General features: G+C 68.0%; 9 protein-coding genes. 5 read left to right on the top strand and 4 right to left on the bottom strand.

Going from position 1 to position 22,015, the window contains the following annotated elements:
• Positions 1-276 precede the first annotated feature (276 nt).
• From JZ792_RS14575 to JZ792_RS14560, 4 genes are all read left to right on the top strand, one after another.
• Positions 277-2,442, top strand: coding sequence for an arabinofuranosyltransferase (locus tag JZ792_RS14575; protein WP_216910988.1), 2,166 nt, complete (start codon positions 277-279; stop codon positions 2,440-2,442).
• A 229-nt stretch (positions 2,443-2,671) separates the two neighbouring features.
• Positions 2,672-4,696: a glycosyl transferase gene (locus tag JZ792_RS42010; protein WP_308165297.1), complete on the top strand. Its 2,025-nt coding sequence runs from the start codon at positions 2,672-2,674 to the stop codon at positions 4,694-4,696.
• Positions 4,697-4,758: 62 nt separating this feature from the next.
• Positions 4,759-8,277 (top strand): arabinosyltransferase domain-containing protein, encoded by a 3,519-nt coding sequence (locus JZ792_RS14565; protein WP_216910987.1) that lies wholly within the window; start codon positions 4,759-4,761, stop codon positions 8,275-8,277.
• Positions 8,278-8,460: 183 nt separating this feature from the next.
• Complete coding sequence (locus JZ792_RS14560; RefSeq protein WP_198654040.1) at positions 8,461-8,619, top strand: hypothetical protein; 159 nt, start codon at positions 8,461-8,463, stop codon at positions 8,617-8,619.
• A gap of 138 nt (positions 8,620-8,757) precedes the next feature.
• On the opposite strand, the gene JZ792_RS14555 is transcribed toward JZ792_RS14560, so the two are convergent.
• Positions 8,758-12,093, bottom strand: coding sequence for an arabinosyltransferase domain-containing protein (locus JZ792_RS14555; RefSeq protein ID WP_216910986.1), 3,336 nt, complete (start codon positions 12,091-12,093; stop codon positions 8,758-8,760).
• A 228-nt stretch (positions 12,094-12,321) separates the two neighbouring features.
• Here JZ792_RS14555 and JZ792_RS14550 point away from each other — a divergent pair, with 228 nt between their 5' ends.
• Positions 12,322-12,819, top strand: coding sequence for a peptidylprolyl isomerase (locus tag JZ792_RS14550; protein ID WP_216910985.1), 498 nt, complete (start codon positions 12,322-12,324; stop codon positions 12,817-12,819).
• A 68-nt stretch (positions 12,820-12,887) separates the two neighbouring features.
• On the opposite strand, the gene JZ792_RS14545 is transcribed toward JZ792_RS14550, so the two are convergent.
• The 3 genes from JZ792_RS14545 to fadD32 all read right to left on the bottom strand — a co-directional run bounded on the left by JZ792_RS14545 (position 12,888) and on the right by fadD32 (position 21,896).
• Positions 12,888-14,432, bottom strand: coding sequence for an acyl-CoA carboxylase subunit beta (locus tag JZ792_RS14545; protein WP_109522846.1), 1,545 nt, complete (start codon positions 14,430-14,432; stop codon positions 12,888-12,890).
• A complete protein-coding gene (gene pks13 / locus JZ792_RS14540; RefSeq protein ID WP_216910983.1) occupies positions 14,429-19,891 on the bottom strand; it encodes a polyketide synthase Pks13 in 5,463 nt (1,820 codons plus the stop codon). The genes JZ792_RS14545 and pks13 overlap by 4 nt, the downstream gene beginning before the upstream one ends.
• A 91-nt stretch (positions 19,892-19,982) precedes the next feature.
• A complete protein-coding gene (gene fadD32 / locus JZ792_RS14535; protein WP_216910982.1) occupies positions 19,983-21,896 on the bottom strand; it encodes a long-chain-fatty-acid--AMP ligase FadD32 in 1,914 nt (637 codons plus the stop codon).
• Positions 21,897-22,015: the final 119 nt, after the last annotated feature.

Below are 22,015 nucleotides of genomic sequence, written 5' to 3'. Positions count from 1 at the left end.
TCCCCGAGCCGCACCACGATCCGCCGCGTCACGCGGCCGGAACCGGGTGCGGCTCGGTCGTATCCGGGCTCGCCGCACGGGTGGCTACCATCGTTGCGGCTGCGCTCACGCGGTCACGTCCGGCGCTGCCGGGCGGGATCGCCGAGCACCATGTCACGGAGCCGATCAGTGAACCGGAGGCGCAATGCGAGAAGTCCGACGAATCCTCACCGGTCACCCGCCGTGCCGGGTTCCCGCCGAGAGGGATTTCGCGCGCCGGTCCGGAGCGGTGGGTCGATGAGCGCCACCGTGACTTCCCCCGGTGCCACCGGCCCGGCGACCGGACCGGGCCGGGCCTCGGTACTGCTGCGGCGTCTCGGCGCCGGACTGGGTGAGGCGCTGCTCGCGACGGTGGTCGCGGTCGTGGTCGCCGGTGTCGGACTCGTCGCCTTCTCGCTGGTGGACTGGCCCGCGTTCAACTCCTCACACGTGACAAGGGCGCTCACCACCGTGGGCCAGGTGGTCTCGGTGGCCGTGCTGATCGCGGCGATGGTCCTGTTGCGCCTGCACAAGTGGCCGTGGCTGGCGAAAGTGCTGTCCTGGGCCGGTATCTCGGCATTCGTGACGGTGACGCTCGGAATGCCGCTCGCCGCGACCAAGCTGTACCTGTTCGGCGTCTCGGTCGATCAGGAATTCCGCACCGAATACCTCACGCGGCTCACCGACAGCGCGGCACTGCGGGATATGACCTACGCGGATGTGCCGCCGTTCTACCCGGCCGGATGGTTCTGGATGGGTGGACGCGTCGCGAACGTCCTCGGCATGGACGGCTGGGAAGCGTTCAAGCCGTACGCGATCGGGTCGCTCGCGGTGGCGGCCGTGCTCGCACTTGTGCTGTGGTCGGAACTGATCCGCGCGGACTGGGCCGTCGCTGTCACCGCCGCGACCACCGCGGCGGCGATCACCTTCGCCGCGCCCGAGGCATACAGCGCGGTGATCGTCCTGCTGCTCGCGCCGTCGCTGGTGCTGGCGTGGGGTGCTGTCCATCGGCCCGCCGAGTCGAAATTCGCGACGGCGGGGCCGGGTACCGATTCCGCTGGCTCGGGCTCGGGCTCGGGCTCGGGCTCGGGCTCGGGCTCGGGCTCGGGCTCGGGAGGTGAGGATGCCGTCGTGGGTGGAAGCGGCACCGCGACCGATACGACGGAGGGCGGCACGACCAGCCGGACGCGAGGGATCACCGCAGGCGGGTGGGGGGCGGTGATCGGCGCCGGGTTGTTCCTCGGGCTCGCCGCCACCTTCTACACCCTCTACTTCCTGGTCGCCGCCTTCGCGGTGGGGCTGATGGGGCTGATCTCCGCCGGACTGGCCGTGCGGGCGCGACGGGTCGAGGCGCGGGCGCGACGCGTGCGGCCGGAGGATCTGGGTCCGGCGTGGCGGGTGGCGGCGCCACCCCTGCTGCGCCTGGTGGTGATCGCGGTGATCGCCGGGGTGATCGCGGCGCTCGTGTGGCTGCCCTACCTGCTGAAACACCTCACGTCGACAACACCGAGTTCCGGGACCGCGCTGCACTACCTGCCGGAGTCCGGCGCCGAACTGCCGTTGCCGATGGTGGATTTCACGCTGTTCGGCGGGCTGTGCCTGATCGGCACCGTCTGGCTGATCGTGCGCGCCGGTTCGTCGCGACGCGCGCAGGCGCTCGGCATCGGCGTGGTGGCGATCTATCTGTGGACCCTGCTGTCGATGCTGGCCACGGCCGCGGGCACCACCCTGCTCTCGTTCCGCCTGGAAGCCCCGCTGCGGGTGCTGCTCGCCGCGGCGGGCGCGTTCGGTTTCGTCGAGGGCGCACGCGCGCTCTACCGGGCCTTCGACGAACCCGCCCGGTTCCGGCCCGCTGTCGCCGTGCTCGCGACGCTCGGCGCGCTCGCGTTCGTCCAGGACATCCCGCATGTGCTGACCCCCGAGATCACCACCGCCTACACCGATACCGACGGCAACGGTGAACGAGCCGACAAGCGCCCGCCGTCCGCGGTGTCCTACTACCGCGAGATCGACGCCGCGCTGTCGGCGCAGACGGGACGACCGCGCGACGAGAATGTCGTCCTCACGGCGGACACCACCTTCCTCGCGTTCTATCCGTATTGGGGATTCCAGGCGCTCACCTCGCACTACGCCAACCCGCTCGCCGATTTCGCGGGCCGGGCCGCGACCATCAAGGCTTGGAGCACCCTGGATTCGTCCGCCGAACTGCGCGACGCCCTGAAGGCTTCCCCGTGGCGCGCGCCCGACGCCTTCCTGTTCCGTCGCAGCGGTGACACGTACACGCTGCGCCTGGCCGAGGACGTGTATCCCAACGATCCGAACGTCAAGCGGTACACGGTCGCGTTCCCGGCGGACCTGTTCAGCGATCCGGCGTTCACGACCACCGATATCGGACCGTTCACGCTGGTCACCGTCCGGCGGTAGGCACGCCCGAGCCGTGATCGCGGCGCACGGAGCCCACACCCGCGGCCGGTGAAGACCCCCTACTCGTCTTCACCGGCCGGACGTGATTCGTGCCGCATCGGGGTTAGCGGGGATATTTGTGGATAACCTCCCGGGAAGTTGCCTGCGCTCCGGGCACTCGATCGCCGTTCACAGCGGGGCGCGCACGGGGCCGGGCCGGTTCCGAGCGTCGAGTTGTGGGGATTTGCCGGTGAGAGCAGGGAACGTCGATCGGGTCGCACCGCGGGAATCGACGGAGGAGGCGACCGTACCGGAGGCGGCGGTCACCACCGACACCCTGTTGCTGGACCGGCCGGAACCCGCTCGGAGAAGTGCGCGCAAGCGGGTCACGCGGGCGGATCTGTTCGCCGGAGCGGCCTATCTCGGGCTCGCGGTGCTGGTGCTGTCGGGACAGTGGCGTGACACCGGCGGGGCCTATCTGATCAAGAGCGGTCAGGACCAGACCATGTGGGAATGGTTCTTCGCGGTGACCGCGCATTCGGTGGCACATCTGGAAAATCCGCTCGGCACCACGTTGCAGAACTTCCCGGCGGGCGTCAACCTCATGGCGAACACGGCGATGTTCGGGGTCGGTGTTCCGCTCACTCCCGTCACGTTGCTGTTCGGACCCACCGTCACCTTCGTCCTCGTCCTCACCCTGGGCCTGGCCCTCACCGCGTTCGCCTGGTACCGCCTCTTCTCCCGTGAACTGGTCGCATCCCGGTTCGCGGCGGCGCTCGGCGGCCTGTTCTGCGGTTTCGCGCCCGCGATGATCTCGCACGCCAACGCCCACCCGAATTTCGTCGCCCTCGGCCTGCTTCCCGTGATCGCGGGTCTGCTGATCCGGATGAGCCGTCGTCGTGCGGACGGGCCGCGGTCGGGTGAGTCCGGAGGCACGGCGGGACCGGGGAGCCTCGGCCCGGAGTCCCGCGCCGTTCGCGGCCGCGACGCCGGTGCCGTCACCATCGGATCCCACCCGGCCGGATTCGACCACGTCGGAACACCCGGCGGGGCGGCGCGCGTCGGCATGCGCGCCCGGGGCGTACGCCTGCGGGACACGCTGCTGCTCGCTCTCCTGGTCACGGCACAGATCGCGCTCGGTGAGGAACCACTGCTGATCTTCGCCATGTCGTTCGCGCTGTTCGCGGTGGTCTACTACCTGCACGCGCCGCGCGCGGGTCTGCGAGCCCTGCGCGCGGTCGTCCCGACCGTGGCGGTGGCGGGGCTGATCACGCTCGCGCTGACCGCGATACCGCTGTGGTGGCAGTTCTTCGGTTCGCAGAGTTACCGGTCCATCGACCACGGGCCGATGGGCAACGATCTGAAGGCGATCACGCAGTTCCCATCGGAATCGCTGGGCGGACTGTTCGCGCCCGGACAGCCCGTCGCGATCAACGAGACCGAGCAGAACGCCTATTTCGGCTGGCCGCTGCTGATGCTGCTCGCGGTGGCGATGTTGTGGCTGTGGCGCGATCGGGTGGTGCGTGCCGCGACGGCGGTGATCCTCGTCTTCGGCGTGCTCTCCCTGGGTGCGACGGCGATGATCGGCAAACGGTCCACCGGCGTCGCCCTGCCGTGGCGGTGGGCCGAGCAGGTGCCGCTGGTGAATTCGGTGCTGGAGACGCGACTGACGATGGCGGCGATTCCGGCCATCGCCGCGATTCTCGCCCTGGCCGCACAGCGCGCGGTGTCGATGTGGCGAGAGTCGGCGGTGGACTGGAGGCCGCTCGCCTGGTTCACCGCGACGGCGCTGGCACTGTTCCCGCTGACGCCGACCCCGCTACCGGTCGTCGACCGCGCGGGCACGCCCGAATTCTTCGCGCACGGGACGGTACGCGACTACGTCGGCGACGGGTCGGTGGTCCTCGTCCCCACCCCGCGCCCGGACGATGCCGAGCCGCTGCGGTGGCAGACCGAGGACGATTTCTCGTTTCCGCTCGCGGGCGGCTACTTCGTCGGCCCGACCAGCGGCGACAAGAAGGGCATCTACGGACCCGAATTCCGGCCGACCACCGCCCTGCTCGTCGGAACGCGCGCTACCGGGGTGGTGCCCGAGATCGGGCCGGACGAACGCGCGAACGCCATCGCCGACCTGAACTTCTGGCGCGCCGACGTCATGGTGCTGCCTCCCACGCGCAATGCCGACGCGCTGCGCTCGGCCGTCACCGAACTGCTCGGCTTCGCGCCCACCCGGATCGAGGATGTCTGGCTGTGGGATGTGCGCGCGCTGCGCTGAATTCGACCCGCTGACCCTCTCCCGGCCCGGACGGCGGGCGACGGTGGCTAGCATGAACCCCCGTGCGACCGGACCGATCGACTTCAGCGTTTGACCGCTACCGCCTGATAGCCCTGGTTTCCGGGCTTCTCGGATTCATCCTGGCGTTGCTGACCCCGCTGCTGCCGGTCGAACAGGATCGGGCGACGCTGGACTGGCCCCAGGTGGGCAACAGCATCGACGTCGAAGCGCCGCTGGTGTCCTACGAGCCGCAGCGGCTCACGGCCACACTGCCGTGTTCGATCCTGCCGAGCGCGACCGACACTTCCGAATCCGGCGCGACGGGCCGACAGGGCGAGCCGACCCCGTCCGGCGACACGCAGCAGACCCCGGCGTCGCCCGGCACCCAGGGACAGGCCGACGACTCGTCGCGACCCGGCGCCTCGCAATCGGGCCCCTCGCAATCGGGCACGGACGCGCGATCGGATACGGCCGCGACGCAGGCGGAGCCGTCGCGCACCATCCTGTCGACCATCCCGGTCGCCTCGGGTCAGGCCGCGACCAAGGGGCTCGTCGTCGCGGTGTCGGACGGCACGTTGGCCGTCGTGCAACGCGATATCCCGCTGCTCTCGGCTCCGGTCGCCGAAATCGGCGGATGCACCGCGATCACCATCGATTCCACCGCGGCCGCCACCACCGTCGAATTCACCGGTGTGCGGCGCGAAGACGGAAATCCCTTCGTGAACACGCTGCCGCGCGATATCCGTCCCCAGGTCGTCGGCATCTTCACCGATCTCGACGCCGCGCAGGTCGCCGACGCCCGCGTGCATCTCGATATCGATTCGCGCTTCTCCTCGACACCGACACTGCTCAAACTGCTCGCCCAGATCGCGGCGGTGATCTGCACCGTGATCGCGCTGATCGCGCTGCATCTGCTCGATACTTCCGACGGGCGTAGGGCCCGGCGTTTCCTGCCCGCGCACTGGTGGCGTTTCTCCATCGTCGACGGCGCGATACTCGGCGTGCTCGCGCTGTGGCACATCATCGGCGCGAACACCTCCGACGACGGCTACATCCTGAATATGGCCAGGGCGTCGGAACATTCGGGCTACATGGCCAACTACTACCGTTGGTTCGCGGTACCGGAGGCCCCGTTCGGCTGGTCCTACGAGGTGCTGGCCTGGATGACCAAGCTCTCCGATGCCAGCCCGTGGATGCGGCTGCCGACGTTGCTCGCGGGCGTGGTGTGCTGGCTGGTCATCAGCCGCGAGGTGCTGCCGCGCCTCGGTGCGCGGGTCCGGCGCGACAGGGTCGCGCTGTGGACGGCGGGCCTGGTGTTCCTCGCGTTCTGGCTGCCCTACGACAACGGCCTGCGCCCCGAACCGCTGATCGCGGCGGGCGCCCTGCTGACCTGGTGCTCGATCGAACGCGCCATCGCCACCGGACGTCTGCTTCCCGCCGCGATCGGCGTGCTCATCGCGGCGTTCTCACTCGCCGCGGGCCCCACCGGGCTGATCTGCATCGCGGCGCTGATCGCGGGATCGCGGCCGGTGCTACAGATCATCGTCAAGCGCGCGCAGGGGGCGTTGCCGCGCCGGATCGAGGCCGACGCGCACGCGCCGGGCGCCACCGATGACGACGGGCGACGCGCACCGACGCCGATACTGTCGCGCGCCTCGCTCTTCTTCCGGTACGCGGCGCTGATCGCGCCGGGACTCGCGGCGGGCACCCTGGTGCTGATCGTCGTGTTCGCGGATCAGACCTTGGCCACCGTGCTGGAGGCCACCCGGGTGCGCACCGTCGTCGGCCCCAATGTGGCGTGGTTCGACGAGCGCACCCGCTGGGATTCGCTGCTGATGCTCTCGCCCGACGGTTCGCTCGCGCGGCGGTTCGGCGTCCTGGTCATGCTGCTGTGCCTGCTCGTCTGTGTCCTTCAGGTCCTGCGCAAGGGCCGCATCCCCGGCACCTCGCGCGGTCCTTCGGTGCGGATTCTGGGCATCGTGTTCGCCTCGCTGCTGCTCATGATGTTCACCCCGACCAAGTGGACCCACCATTTCGGCGTGTACGCGGGACTCGCGGGTTCGCTCGCGGCGCTGGCGGCGGTCGCGGTCGGCACCAGCGGTATCCGTGCGCCGCGCAATCGGGCGCTGTTCGCCGCGGCGGTGCTGTTCCTGCTGGCGATCACCTTCACCGGTTCCAACGGCTGGTGGTACGTCTCCAGTTACGGGGTGCCGTGGTGGGACAAAGCGCCGCTGATCGCGGGTAAGGGGCTCTCGACGCTGTTCCTCGGCCTGAGCGGACTCGCATTGGTATGGGCGGTGTGGGCGCACTACCGCGAGCCGTACCGCGAACCGGCGGCTCCCCGCCGTTTCGGACGTTTCGCCTCGGCGCCGCTGACCATCGCGGCGGCGCTGCTCGTCCTCTTCGAACTGGCCTCGCTGACCAAGGCGGCGCTCACCCAGTACCCGGCGTATTCGATCGCGAAATCGAACGTGGAAGCCCTCGGCGGCGATTCGTGCGGTCTCGCCGACGGGGTACTGGTCGAGACCGATACCGCGGATTCACTGCTGCAACCCTTCGACGGTTCTCCCGCCGACGGCCTGTCCGCGAAGTCGAAGGGTTTCACCCCCAACGGCGTCGCGAGCGATCTCACCGCCGACGCGGAGGAAACCGTCTCCGGCGGAGCGAATTCCATCGACAAGGATTCGGCCAACAAGACGACCAACACCACCGGCGCGGGCACCGGCGGCGGCACCAGCGAGCGCACGGGGATCAACGGCAGCACCGTGGCGCTGCCCTTCGGGCTCGATCCGGCCCGCACCCCGGTCATGGGCAGCTACCAGGACGGCGAGCAGCAGCAGGCCACGCTCGAATCGCAGTGGTACCACTTGAATCTGGTCGACAGCATGCGCCACGATCCCGCCTACCGGGTGCTGGTCGTCACGGCGGCGGGCCGTATCCGCTCCGTCGACGCCGACGGCGTGCTCACCTACGGCCAGGAACTGCACATGGAATACGGCGTGCGGGGCGCGGACGGTCAGGTGCGCGTGCTCGGTTCGGTCGATCCGCTCGATATCGGACCCGCGCCGTCCTGGCGCAATCTGCGGGTGCCGCTGGACGGTCTGCCGAGCGAGGTGAACGCCGTGCGCCTCGTCGCGGTCGACAACGACATCACGCCGAAGCAGTGGCTCGCCGTCACCCCGCCCAGGCTGCCGAGCCTGAAAACCCTGAATTCGGTGGTGGGGTCGCGGGATCCGGTCCTGCTCGACTGGCATGTCGGACTCGCGTTCCCCTGCCAGCGACCGTTCGACCACCACGACGGCGTCGCGGAAGTGCCGCAATGGCGCATTCTGCCGGACCGGGTCGGCTCCGACGCCTCCAATGCGTGGCAGGACGATATCGGCGGCGGTCCGCTCGGCTGGACCGGTCTGCTGCTGTCCTCCGAATCGGTGCCGACCTATCTCGAGGACGACTGGGGTCGGGACTGGGGTTCGCTCGAACGGTTCACCCCCTACGATCCGGGTGCGGACAACGCTGTGATCGATATCACCACCGTGAATCAGGGCGGGATGTCCCGCCAGGATCCGATTCGGATCCGATAGTCGACCCGATGGCGTCCGATCCGGGTGCGGCACAGACCGATCGGTCTGTGCCGCACCCGTTCACGTTACGTGGGCATTTCGCCAAAACTCCTGATAGGGCATCGGTTTCATCCGGGTGACGCCTCAGTAACCGATGAGCGGATTGCCAGGCATAGCACAGTTTGAGAACGTACTGTTGTGGGTATGACAGGAGCCTTCGATGACATGGATCTGCGCGATCTCGTCGATCTGCTCACAGATGACGAAAAGCGCGAATTACGGCCGGCGGTCTTACGAGTACTCGAAAGACTGCCTTCCCAGGAGGTGTTGCGCCGCGAACTCGGCAGGCGCATGAAGGTCTGAGCGCCCACGTCACGGCACCGTGACGCAGGGCACTCGCGTCCCTACGATTCCCCCCGCCACGCCATCGATCCCGGGCAACTCCCGGAAAAAATTGGGCCGTAGCGTCATAGACGCTACGGCCCTTCGACTTTCGGCCTCCTAGAACACCCGCAACTGTCCCGGGGACCACAGTCCCCAGCGATTCGCGGTGCCGGTCTCCAGTTTCGCCGGTTTCGCGTCGCGGTCGTACTGCTCGTAGCGCTCGAGCGAACCCCAGTCGCGGGCCCAGTCGTCACGCATATAGGTCGGCACCGTGACCGAACGCGCCAGCATCTGGGTGAAGCCGAGCGGTCCGCCGAATTCCTCGGCCTGCCAGGTGTTCGTCGAACTGATCGCCAGCGGACGGTCCGGCAGGATGCGGTAACCCGGCACCTCGGCGACGCCGTTGCGGTGATCGAACGGACGCTGGCACGGGAACTGGAGTCCGACAGCCCAGTCCAGCAGCACCGGCTGATCGCCGCCGATGAAATCGTTCAGCGGTGTCAGTTTCGGCATGCGCGGCGGGGTGAACGCCAGCCACTGGTCGCCGATGAGGATCGGGTCGTTGGCGACGATGCGCACCGCGTCGGCCTCCGGCGCGATCTCGTCCAGCGGAATCCGGAGATTGCGCCAGGACGGGAACGGGCCGATATCGCGCGGCAGGTAGTTGCCGAGCGGTTCGACGGTGCCGTCGGGCAGCCGCTTGCCGTAGTCGACGGTCAGCGACTGGCCGTATTTCAACGCTCCCGCGTTGTCGAAGGACAGGATGCGCCCGGCCGCCGAGATGACGACGAGGGGCTTGTCCTCCGAACGCGGCGCCAGCTGGTACCAGCTCGAGGTCAGCAGCGCGGGCTGCTGCACGCCTTCCTGGTAGCTGCCCATCACCGGCGTGCTCGCCGGATCGAGTCCGAAGGGCAGGGCGGCGGTGCTTCCGTTGACGCCCTGCGCGCCCTGACCGCCGCCGGTGCCCGCGCTCTCGCCCTCGGCGAAGGCCGCGCCGACCGACTGGGTGGAGGTGTTGCCGGTGCCCGGTTTCACCTCGACGGTGTCGGCGGACAGATCGTCCGGCACGCCGTTGGCGTCGAAACCGACCGGGTCCACCCCGCCGAGCGGGTCGCCGTTGGTCGGCGGCTCGGCCGGATCGATGACCGGCTGCAACCGGCCGCCGTTCGGATCCGGTTCCACCAGGATGTCATTGGCCAAGCCGCAGCTGTCACCGGTGAGCGCGTCGATATTGGATCGGGCCAGCGAATACGCCGGGTACTGCTCGGCGGCGCCCTTCACCAGCGACATCACCTCGATCACCACCATCAGGGCGGCGACGACGGTCAGCGGTATCGCGGCGAATTTGCGAATCCGTTTGCCGCGCGCCGATTTCGGTGACGCCGCGGGCGGAATGTACTGCTCGCGCAGGGTGAGCCAGGCGACGAGGGCGAGCGCGGCCGCGAACAGCAGGAGCATGATCGTGTTGGACTGGAAACCACCGAGCGAGATGCGCCTGTCGAACCACGGCACGCCGAAGCTGGAGACGTACCAGTACCCGTTGATGCCCGAGAACGAGATCGCCAGCACGAACAGCAGTCCGGCCAGGAATATGGCCCTGTTCTTCCGTGCCCGCAGCGCCGAGGCCGACACCGCGACCGCCGTGACCGCGGCCAGCGAACCCGCGATCCCCGCGTACGCGCCGAAATGGTGGGTCCACTTGGTCGGGTTGAACATCATGAAGAAGACGGTGCCGAGCACGACGCCCATGAGCCGCCAGGTGGGCCCGCTCGCGATACCCGGCACCTGCCTGCGTCGCAGCAGCACCAGCATCGTGGTGAACAGGCACAGCAGCATGGTCAGGAAGGCGAAGCGGCGCGAGAGCGAACCGTCGACCGTCTCCACGAACAGGTAGTAGTAGCGCAGGTAGTCCTCGTACCAGGCCAGGTTCGGCCCGGTGACCTGGCGGACCCGGTTGGCTTCCTGGATACCCGCGAAGGTCTGATCGCTGTAGACCACCGTCAACACCAGCAGACCCGCCGCCGCGATCGGCGCGAGCAGCGGCAGCGTGCCGTGCACGCGATGTCGTCGGACGACGATCTTGACCAGCGGTCTGATACCAGCGAGCAGCGCCGCCACACACATCAGGCCGGTCGGTGCCGCCGCCAGCGTGAACGCGGCGATCAGCACCGCGGCGGCGGCGGGCAGCAGGCGGCCGGTGGCGATGGCTCGCTCGATCGAGACCCAGGTCAGCAGCGCGCCGAGCGCGACGACGGGTTCGGAGCGCAGGCCGTTGTCGAAGGGCAGCCAGAACGCGAGGAACACCAGTCCACCGGTCCACAGCGCCACCCGGCTGTTGCGCACACCGCGACCCAGACGCGGCACCACCTCGCGGCTGATGACCATCCAGCACAGGATGGCGCAGGCCAGCGCGGGCAATCGCACCCACGGACTCGCGGTGGAGATCTCCGAGAAGACCTGGATCACGTAGTAGTACCAGCCGAACGGGGCCTCGGGGACGCCGTACCAGCGGAAGTAGTTGGCCATGTAACCCGCGTGCGGCGCGACCCTGACCATACTCAGGATGTAACCGTCGTCGGAGGTGTTGGCGCCGACGAAATGCCAGACCAGCAGGGTGCCGATCACCGCACCGTCGGCCCAGGTCGGCTTCAGCCAGTTGGCGGGCAGGAAACGGCGGTGGCCGCGGCCGTCGCTGCCGTCCAGACGGGCCAGCGCGCCCAGCGCGATCAACGTGCACAGCACCGCGACGATCATCGCGATCAACTTGATCAGGGTCGGGGTGGAGCTGAACCGGGTATCGACATTCATCGTGAAGGACAGCCCCGACGGCACGGCCCCCTCCAGATCGGAGAACACGCCGACGACCTGGGGCCGCAGATCACCGATCAGCTGCCCCTCGACCGGAACCTGCACCGTCTCCTTCACCCCGGGCGCCCCGCCCTGGACCGGCCGTTCGACGGTTTTGGTCAACCCGGTGAACGCGGCCGTCGTGCGCTCGTTGTCCGAGGTGATGACGATGCTGGAGCACTGCCCCATCGCGGCCCGATCGGCCGTGGTGACCACGGCGTTTCGATCGACGACGTCCACCGAGGTCTCCGACACGCGCACGAACAGCGCCTCGAGCGCCGCCCCGTCGCCCTGCGGCGGCGCGGTGGCCAGCAACATGCCGCCCTGCGGCGGCAACGCCTCGACCGCGCTACACGGGATGGTGGCCTGCAATTCGATCGGCACCTGCGACATCAGCGGCGCCTGCACGTTGCCGAGCGTGCCGCCCTGCGGCCAGTTCAGTACCGCCGTGGTCTGGGTGACCGGAAGAAACGGTGTCGCCAGCGCCAGCAACGCGCCTATCAGGCCTGCGACGAGCGCGATGATGCGCGCGGTCCGGAAATCGCGTGATCCGACCGCCGGGGCGGGGGTCGGTTTCGTGAGAACAGCAGTTGCGGCGTCGGGCACGGTTGGCAATGCTAGCGGCAGCCGTAGTCCGCGTCGTGGTCTGTAGGCACGAACCGCGAAGCCCGCGCGCCGACATCGGCCGTAGCGCCCACGCCGGGCCCCGGCTCCGACACGCCGGTGTCACCGCGCCGTGCGCGAGACGCCGTCGAATCGATCACCACCGGCGAAAAGTCGCGTGGAGGCGGGGAGATTGCTGACCCGTATCCGATGCCATGGAAAGGTAGAGATATGACCAAGGTGAATCTCGTAACGAATTACGGTCCGATCGTCCTGGAGCTGGACGACGACAAAGCGCCGAACTCGGTGCAGAACTTCGTGAACTACGTGAAAGCCGGCCACTACAGCGGAACCATCTTCCACCGTGTGATCCCGGGCTTCATGGTCCAGGGCGGCGGTTTCGAGCCCGGCATGAAGCAGAAGGGCACCGAGGCCCCGATCCAGAACGAAGCCAACAACGGCCTGAAGAACAACAAGTACACCGTCGCCATGGCGCGGACCAACGATCCGCACTCGGCGACCGCGCAGTTCTTCATCAATGTCTCCGACAACGATTTCCTGAACCACTCCGCGCCGACCCCGTCCGGCTGGGGCTACGCCGTCTTCGGCAAGGTCACCGACGGCACCGACGTGGTCGACAAGATCACCGCGGTGAGCACCGGATCGGCGGGTATGCACCAGGATGTCCCGCGCGACGACGTCATCATCGAATCGGCCGCCATCGTCTGACACCGGTTATCGGACGCGAATCGGGCCGTCACCACCTGGTCACGGCCCGATTCCCGGACTGCGACCGCCTACAGCGGCAGCAGGTGATGTTTACGTGGATTGCGGGTCAACTTCTTGTCCCGCAACAGATGCAGCGCCTTGCGTAGCTCCAGGCGGGTCGTCGACGGCTCGATGACGGCGTCGATATATCCGCGCTCGGCCGCCACCCACGGTGTCGCCATGGTGGCGTTGTAGAAGTCGACCATCTGCTGACGGACCGCGGCGCGCTCTTCCTCCGGCGCGGCGGCGATCTGTCTGCCGCCGATCAGGCTGACGGCGCTCTCGGCCCCCATCACCGCGATACGGGCGGTCGGCCAGGCCAGATTCACGTCCGCGCCCAGCTGTTTGGACCCCATGACCGCGTATCCGCCGCCGTACGACTTGCGGATCACCACGGTCACTTTCGGTACCGAGGCCTCCACGAAGGAGAACAGGAACCGGCCGCCGCGTTTGATGACGCCGATCTTCTCCTGCTCCACTCCGGGCAGGAAGCCAGGCGTGTCGACCACGAAGACCAGCGGCACCTCGAAGGCGTCGCACAGCCGGACGAAATGCGCGGCCTTGTCCGAGGCGCGCGCGTCCAGCGCGCCCGCGTAGACCATCGGCTGATTCGCCACCACGCCGACACTGCACCCGTCGACCCTGGCGAATCCGGTGAGGATATTGCGTCCCGCCGTCGCGCCGATCTCGTGGAAGTCGCCGTCGTCGAAGATCCGCAGCAGGATGTCGTGCATGTCGTAGCCCGAGTTATCCGAATCGGGGACAATCGAATTCAGCTCGAGATCGGATTCGGTCAGCTCCGGTTCCAGCCCCGGGTTCACGATCGGCGGCAGTTCCTGGCAGCTCGTCGGCAGGAAGCCGAGGTAGTTGCGCACCCACTCGAAGGCCGCCACCTCGTCCTTGGCCACGTGGTGGATATTGCCGTATTCCGCCTGGCTCTGCGCGCCGCCCAGTTCCTCCAGGCTGACGTCCTCGCCGGTGACCTCGCGGATCACCTTGGGACCGGTGACGAACATGTACGCCTCTTCGGTCGCCACCACCACATCGGTATTGATCGGCGCGTACACCGCGCCGCCCGCGCATTTGCCGAGAATCATCGAGATCTGCGGCACCAGACCGGACAGCGGTTCCTGCCGCCTGCCGAGTTCGGCGTACCAGGCCAGGGAGGTCACCGCCTCCTGCACCCGCGCGCCGCCGGAATCGTTGATGCCGACGACCGGGCAGCCGACCTTGGCCGCGTACTCCATGATGTAGGCGACCTTGCGGCCGAACATCTCGCCGACCGTCCCGCCGTAGACGGTCTGGTCGTGGGAGAAGACCGCCACCGGGCGGCCTTCCACCAATCCGTGCCCGGTGACAACACCGTCGCCGTAGAGCGCGGCCGGATCTCCCGGCTTGCGCACCAGCGCACCGAGTTCCACGAAGGTGCCGGGATCGAGCAGCATTGTGATCCGGTCGCGGGCGCTGGGAATTCCCTTCCTCGCCCGCTTCGACACCCCCGCTTCGCCCGCCGGTTCCTGCGCCAGCTCGAGGCGTTTACGCAGATCGGCGAGTTTCTCGGCAGTAGTTGTCACTTGGCCCCTTTCGCCTCGATCGCCACGAGCTTCGCGGTCAGGTCGGCGCCGATCTTTCCGATGCGCGGCTCATCGACGATCTGTAGGTGGTCGCCCGCGATGTGAACGACCTCGAGATTCGGCAGGTACTCGTCCCAGCCGCCGTTCTCCTTGCGTTCGGCGAAGCGGGGTTCGAGTTCGATCATGCCGTCGTGATAGCGATCCGCGAGGTAGAGCACCACTGTGCCGTCGTAGCGCGAAGGCGTGGTCCGGGCGAGATGCCTGCTCTCGATCCACGAGGTGCGCTGGTGTTCGAGCACGCCACCGGGGATCTTGGTACCACTCATCTTGACCAGATCACTGATCATCTTGAACTGGTTCTCGTCCGAGGCCGCGGCCAACTCCTCCAGCTGTTCGCGATCGAGTTCGCCCTCGACGCCGTAGGTCTTCTTCGCGAAGCCCTGGTAGCGCTCGATCCGACGCACCCGCTCCTCGGGGCTGTTGTCCTCGCCCTCGGTGGGGATCGCGAGGTCGATGAGCCCGACCACGCTCACCTCGGCGCCCTCGGCGCGCAGCAACTGCGCGACCTGCAAGGCGAAGACCGCGCCGAGCGACCAGCCGTACAGCACGTACGGACCGTTGCCCTGGATCTTGCGCAACTCGGGCAGGTACTGCCGCGCCCGCTCCTCGATATCGCCCTCGACGCGTTCGAAGCCGTACATCGGGGTGTCGTTCGGCAACCTGCGCAGCAGCGGCTCGTAGACCAGCGTGTTACCGCCGGACGGATGGAACACGAAGACCGGCACCGCGTTCGACCCGTCGACGCGCGCCCGCAGCGGGCGCACGAAACCGTCGATCTCGGCGGCGCTGTCCTGGAGATCGCGCACGATATCGGCCAGCTGCTCGATGGTCTCGCAATCGAGCACATCGTCGACGGTGACCTCGGCCTTGACCCGCTCCGACAACCGCTGCGCGAGTTTCTCCGCGAGCTCCTCCTCCAGGATCGGGAGGGTGTTGAAGATGCCGCCCGCCGACTTGCCGGTGATGTTGGCCCAGGTGCCGAACGTCAACCGCTCGGCGGCGTCACGTGGCGGCACATCGTCTTCCTCGTCCGCGCCCGCGCCGCCGAACAACGTCGACGGCGTCGAATCGGCCTCGGCGACAATCGCTTCGGCGGCGCCGACGGCGGTCGTGTCCTGGACCTCTAGTGCCCGTTCCACCGCCGCGTCCTTCGAAGCGGCCGCGGCGATCTGCTCGTCCGACGCGCGAGCCGGTGCGGCCGTTCCCGCGTCGGCGGGACGACCCGCCTCGGCCTCGGCCACGATCGCCTCGGCTTCGGCCTGCACCGAGGTGTCGACGATCTCCGCGGTGCCCCCGACCGCCAGCGGCGAACCCGATTCGGCGGCAACGGATTTCGCGGCGGCGGCCGGATCCTCACCGGCCGCGAGCGCGGCGCGGGCAGCGGCGACGAAACCGCCGTCGACGTCGATATCCTCGCCCGCCGCCTGCTTCTCGGCGATCTCGGCCACTTCGTCGCGGTGCTCGATGGCGTAGCGCAGCACCTTGCCGACCTCGCTGAGGTTGGCGTCGCGCACGGCCTGCATCTGCAACTGCGGGATGTCGAATTCGTATTCGACACGGTTCTTGATACGCATCGCCATCAGCGAATCGAGTCCGAGTTCCATCAGCGGGATCTCCATCGGGAGATCCTCGACCGCGTAACCCATCGATTCGGCGACGATCAGCGCCAATCGTTCCTCGATCGTCTGGGAACCCTGGGGATCCCAGCGGTCGCCGTGACTCTCGACCGCGCCGACAACCTCGGCGACCTGTACCTCGACGCTTTCGGTGACCACCGGCTGCGCCACCGCGATCTGCGGCAGCGGCGCACCGGAGACGACGGTGCCGTCGAACAACAGCCGGAAGGTCGCACCGTCCTTGGCGTGCACCTGCACCGCGCCGCCGCCCGGATACGGGGTCAGCGTGACGGTCAGGGTTCCGCTCGCGGGAACGGCGGCGTGCGGCACCGATATACCGAGCGACACCTCGCTGAGCACCTGTGCCGCAGCGGCTTTGGTCAGCTCCGACAGGTCGGTGACCGATCCCGCCTGCACCTCCCACACGTGGCGGCCGTCGGGCAGCGACACGTGCGCGCCGGGAATCCTGGCACTGCCGCCGCCGGAGTTCAGCCTGACCTTGGGCCAGTACTGCTTGCGCAGGAACACCGTGCGCGGCACGTCCGCGTACTCACCATCGGGCAGCAGCGAGACCAGGTCGACCTTGTGGCCGTGCACGTACAGCTGGGCCAGCGCGCCGATCACACCGGCCGACTCGTCTTCCTTGCGCTTGAGCGTCGGAATGAGCTGGGCGTCGTGCACGCCCGCGGCGAAGGTGGTGCCGAGCACCTGCATGAGCGCGACGGAATTCGGCGCGAGTTCCAGGAACGTGGTGTGGCCCGCGTCCACGGCGAGTTTCACCGCGTTGGTGAAGTACACCGCGTGGCGCATGTTCTTGACCCAGTAGTCCTCGTCGTGGATCGGGTCGTTGCCGGGCCGGTAGAACTCTTCCTTGTGCACCGTCGAGTACAGACCGGCCGTGAGTTTCGTCGGCTCGATACCGGCCAGTTCGGCCGCCAGTTCGCCGAGCAGCGGGTCCATCTGGGAGGTGTGGCCCGCGCCGCGGGTCTGTAGCACCCTGGCGAATTTGCCCGCCGCCTCGACCTGCGCGACGATCGCCGCGACCTGATCCTGCGGGCCGCCGATCACCGTGTTGGTCGGTGCCGCGAACACGGCCATCTCGACATCCGGGTAGTCGCCCAGCAGTTTCTCGACATCGGCGACGCCGAGTTCGACCAGCGCCATATTGCGCACGTCGGCGTCGGAGATCATCGCCTCGCCCTCGCCCATCAGGCGCGAACGCGCGCAGATGACACGCACCGCGTCCTCGAGCGTCAGACCACCGGCGATATACGCACCGGCCACCTCACCCATCGAATGGCCGACCACCGCGTCGGGTTCCGCGCCGTGCGCGCGCAGCACCGCGGCCAGACCGACCTGGATGGTGAAGATGCCGACCTGCGAGGTGCCGACGTTGTAGTCCTGCTCGTCGTCCAGGATCATCTCGCGGATCGAATAACCCGCCTCGTCCTGCACCAGTTCGTCGACCTGGTCGACGGCCGTGCGGAAGATCGAATTCTCCCCGTAGAGCTGTTTGCCCATCTTGCGATGCTGCGCGCCGAAACCCGCGAGCACCCAGATCGGAGCCTTCACCGCGGGGGCGTCGGCGGTGAACACGCCCGTGCCGGGTTTACCCGCCGCGATGGCGCGCAGACCGGCGACCGCCTCCTCGTGCGTTTGCGCGAGAACCACACCGCGCGAACGCCAATGGCTGCGCTTGGCCAGCGACCGGGCGACGTCGGCCAACGGTACGTCGCGACCGGCGTCGGACTCCAACCAATCGGCGAGTTCGGCGGCGGCACGGCGGCGACGGGAGGGGAGGTATCCGGATACCGCGAGGATCACCGGCAGAGGCTCTGCCCGGTCGGCACTCCACTCGGGTTCGGGAGTGGTGGTCGCGGTGCCCGCCGCAACCGCTGCACCGACCAGAATCTCAGCATCCGCTGTGATTCCAGCGTCCGCCGCGACCCCGGCGCCCGCGGAATTCTCGGCGTCCTCGGCGCTCTCGGCCGCCTCGGCGATGACATCGGTGCTCTCGTCGGGGAGTTCGCCCGTGCTCGGCGCGGCGGTCTCGACGGACCCCGGCACGTACTCCTGGAGCACGAGGTGCGCGTTGGTGCCGCCGAAGCCGAAGCCGGAGATACCGACGGTCGCGGTGCCGCTGTAGCGCGGGAATTCGGTCGGCGCCTCGACGACCTTCAGATGCGCCTGCTCGAACGGGATGTACGGGTTGGGACCGGCGAAGTTGATATTCGGCGGCAGCACATTGTGCTGGAACGACATGACGACCTTGGCCAGGCCCGCCGCGCCCGCACCGGATTCCAGGTGTCCGAAATTGGTTTTCGCCGAACCGAGCAGCGCGGGCTTGTCGTCGTCGCGACCGCGACCGACCACGCGGCCGAGCGCGTCCGCCTCGATCGGATCGCCGATCAGGGTTCCGGTGCCGTGTGCCTCGATGTAGTCGACCGAGGACGGCGCGATACCGGCGTCGCGGTAGGCGCGGCGCAGGACGTCGGCCTGGGCGTCGGGGTTCGGGGCGAGCAGACCGTTGGAGCGGCCGTCGTTGTTGACCGCCGACCCCTTGATGACCGCGAGGATCCGGTCGCCGTCGCGTTCGGCGTCGGTCAGGCGCTTGAGAACGACCAGACCACCGCCCTCGGAGCGGATCATGCCGTCGGCGTCGGCGGAGAACGCCTTGATATGGCCGTCCTTGGCCAAGCCGCCGTTCCTGTCGAAACCGAGCGTCGCCAGCGGCGCGAGAAGCATGTTCACGCCGCCCGCCAACGCCAGATCGGCGTCGCCTTCGCGCAGCGCGCGCACGGCCTGGTGCACCGCGACCAGACTCGACGAGCAGGCCGTGTCGACCGAGACCGAGGGCCCGCGGAAGTCGTAGAAGTAGGACACCCGGTTCGGGATGATGCTGGAGACGCTGCCCATGATCGCGTACGCCTCGGCGGAGGCGGGCACGTTCGGATCGTTCTCGCCGAGTCCGAGGGCCGCGAGCAACTGGAAATCGTTGCTGGAGGAGCCGATGAAGATGCCGACCGGTTCGCCGCGCAGCTCGCTCGCGGGAATCCTGGCGTGCTCCAACGCTTCCCAGGTCAGTTCCATCATGAGCCGCTGCTGCGGATCGACCCGCGCGACCTCGATCGGCGACATGGCGAAGAATTCCGCGTCGAAACCCTTGACCACTTCCTGGTCCAGGTAGCCACCGGCGGTATTGCCCTCGGCGACGGCCGCGGCCACCTCGGGATCGCTGGTGAATTCCTCCCAGCGTCCTTCGGGCAGATCGCGGATGCCGTCTCCGCCGCCGATCAGGAATTCCCACGTCGACTCGGGGGTATCGCCCGCGCCGGGCAGCCGGGTCGACAAGCCGACGATCGCGATGTCGTGCGCCTCGCCGGGGGTGTACGACGCGTAGAAGGCGTCGTCACCGGATTCCTCGGGCGCGTCGGGCTCGCCGTTGATGATCCGCTCGGCCAGCGACGCGATGGTCGGATGCTGGTAGACCACCGTCGCCGTGAGGATGACCCCGGTCAATTCCTCGATATCACCACCGAGGGCGAGTGCATCGCGCGAAGCGAGCCCGAATTCCTCCATCGGCCGGTCGACGGTGATCTTGTCGATCTCCTGACCGGTCGCGTCGGCGACCCAGCGCCGCAACCACTCTCGCAGTTCGGCCACCGACATCTCGATGGCCGCCGCGGGTTCGGACACCACGACCTCGGAAGACACGGCAGCGTCTTCCGGATCCGTGCTGGCGCTCTCGGTCGTCGGTTCGGGCTTACCCTCGTTGTCAGCCATCAATTCCTCAAGCTACCTGTCTGCGTACCGGGCGCGCCGCCAAATGACGCTCGGGTGTGTGGTCGAGCGATATGGAGCAATCGCGAGTTGGCTACTCTTCCGGTGCATCGGGGAAAGCCTGCTGGGTGTAACCACCCCGCAGCGTTCCCTCCAGATACGCGGTCTTGCACGCACGCCGCGCGATCTTGCCGCTGGAGGTACGCGGGATCGAACCCGCGGGCACCAGCAGCACATCGCGCACCGTCACGCCGTGCCGCAGCGATACCGCCGCGCGGACCGCGTCGGCGATCGGAAGCGGATCGGCCTTACCCGCGCCCGGTCCGCGCTCACCCACGATGACCAGCTGCTCGGAAGCGTCGTCGGCGTCGAATTTCAGGCCCGAATGGCTGCCCTGTTCGAAAACCTCGACCGGCAGCTGATTCGCAGGCACCGAGAACGCCGCGACGAAACCGGGGCGAAGCGCGCTGTTGGCCTCCTGCGCGGAGAATTCCAGATCCTGCGGGTAGTGGTTACGGCCGTCGACGATCACCAGATCCTTCACCCGGCCGGTGATGTAGAGCTCGCCTTCGAAATACACGCCGTAGTCGCCGGTGCGCATCCAGTTGGCGTCGGATTCGGTGCCCTCGGCGTGGCTGCCCTCGGCGACCCGCTGGCTGACCTTGTTGCGGAAGGTCTTGGTGGTCTCTTCCTCACGACCCCAGTACCCGATGCCCATGTTGTTGCCGTGCAGCCAGATCTCACCGACCCGGCCGTCGGGCAGTTCGTGGCCGCCGTCGGCTTCCACCGTCTCCGGATCCACGATCACGGCCCACTGCGACAGCGCGACGTAACCGCAGGACACCTGCGCGATCGAATTCTCGGCTGCCTGGTCGACCTTCACCATCCGACCGGCGTTGAGTTCCTTGCGATCGACGTAGACGACCTTGGCCTCGTCCTCGGACTTGGTCGCGGAGACGAACAGCGTCGCCTCGGCCATGCCGTAGCAGGGCTTGATCGCGGTCTTGGGCAGACCGAAGGGCGCGAACGCCTCGTTGAACTTCTTCATCGAGGAGGTGGTGACCGGTTCGCTGCCGTTGATCAGGCCGATGACGTTCGACAGATCGAGCGTCTCGCCGTTCTTGGGCAGACCGCGTGCGGCGGCGTGCTCGAAGGCGAAGTTCGGCGCCGCGGCGAAGGTGCCCGCGCCGTCGGAGACCGCGGCGAGTTCCTTGATCCAGCGGTAGGGCCGCCGGACGAAGGCGCTCGGCGACATGATGGTGATGTACTTGCCGCCGACCGCGGGCAGGATCACCGTGAGCAGACCCATGTCGTGGAACAGGGGCAGCCAGGTCACACCGCGCGAACTCCAGTCGAGGTTGAGCGCCTCGACCATCTGCAACAGGTTGGTGCCGACCGCGCGATGAGTGATCTCCACGCCCGCGGGCACCCGGGTCGAACCCGAGGTGTACTGCAGGTAGGCGATGTCGTCCATCTTGATGGCCGGGCGGGCCCAGGTCTCGGCGACACTGTCCGGGATGGCGTCCACGGCGATGATGCGCGGACGCTGAGCGGCGGGCAGGGCGCGGAAGAACTGGCGAACACCCGCCGCCGACGTGCTCGCGGTGAGGATCGCCGACGGCGTGCAGTCACCGAGGACGGCGTGCAGCCGATCGGTGTGCCCCGGCTCGTCCGGATCGAAGAGCGGCACCGAGATGCAGCCCGCGTAGATCGCGGCGAAGAAGGAGATCACGTAGTCCAAGCCCTGCGGGGCCAGGATCGCGACCCGGTCGCCCCGCTTGGTCACCTGCTGGAGACGACCGGCCACCGCGCGCAACCGAACACCGAACTCCTGCCACGTCAGCTCCAGTACCTCACCGTCGCGTTCCCGCGAATAGTCGATGTAGCGATACGCCAGCGTGTTCGCGTCGTTCCTGGTGTGCTTCTCGACGTGATCAACCAGGGTGTGATCCTCGGGAATAACGATGTTCCCGGTTTCGTCCAGGTAGTCGTCGAAAGTCTCGTCCATTCCTTCTTCTCCTCCGAGGCACACGCAGCAATACGGCGTGATCGCCGCTGTCACCTGTGAGGCCCCGACTCGCTTTCGCCCGCGGGTGCTCTAAATGTAGGGAGAGCCAACCTGCAGAT

Origin of the sequence: Nocardia noduli (genome assembly GCF_019038455.1) — a bacterium.
Taxonomy (GTDB): domain Bacteria; phylum Actinomycetota; class Actinomycetes; order Mycobacteriales; family Mycobacteriaceae; genus Nocardia; species Nocardia noduli.
Note: the sequence above shows the minus strand (reverse complement) of the source record. Positions and strands in the feature narration are given on the sequence as shown.

Excerpts from the sequence above, each read along its gene's own strand:
- JZ792_RS14550 (WP_216910985.1), top strand. The coding sequence starts at position 12,322 with ATGACCAAGGTGAATCTCGTAACGAATTACGGTCCGATCGTCCTGGAG.
- pks13 (WP_216910983.1), bottom strand. The coding sequence starts at position 19,891 with ATGGCTGACAACGAGGGTAAGCCCGAACCGACGACCGAGAGCGCCAGC.
- JZ792_RS14575 (WP_216910988.1), top strand. The coding sequence starts at position 277 with ATGAGCGCCACCGTGACTTCCCCCGGTGCCACCGGCCCGGCGACCGGA.
- JZ792_RS14560 (WP_198654040.1), top strand. The coding sequence starts at position 8,461 with ATGACAGGAGCCTTCGATGACATGGATCTGCGCGATCTCGTCGATCTG.
- fadD32 (WP_216910982.1), bottom strand. The coding sequence starts at position 21,896 with ATGGACGAGACTTTCGACGACTACCTGGACGAAACCGGGAACATCGTT.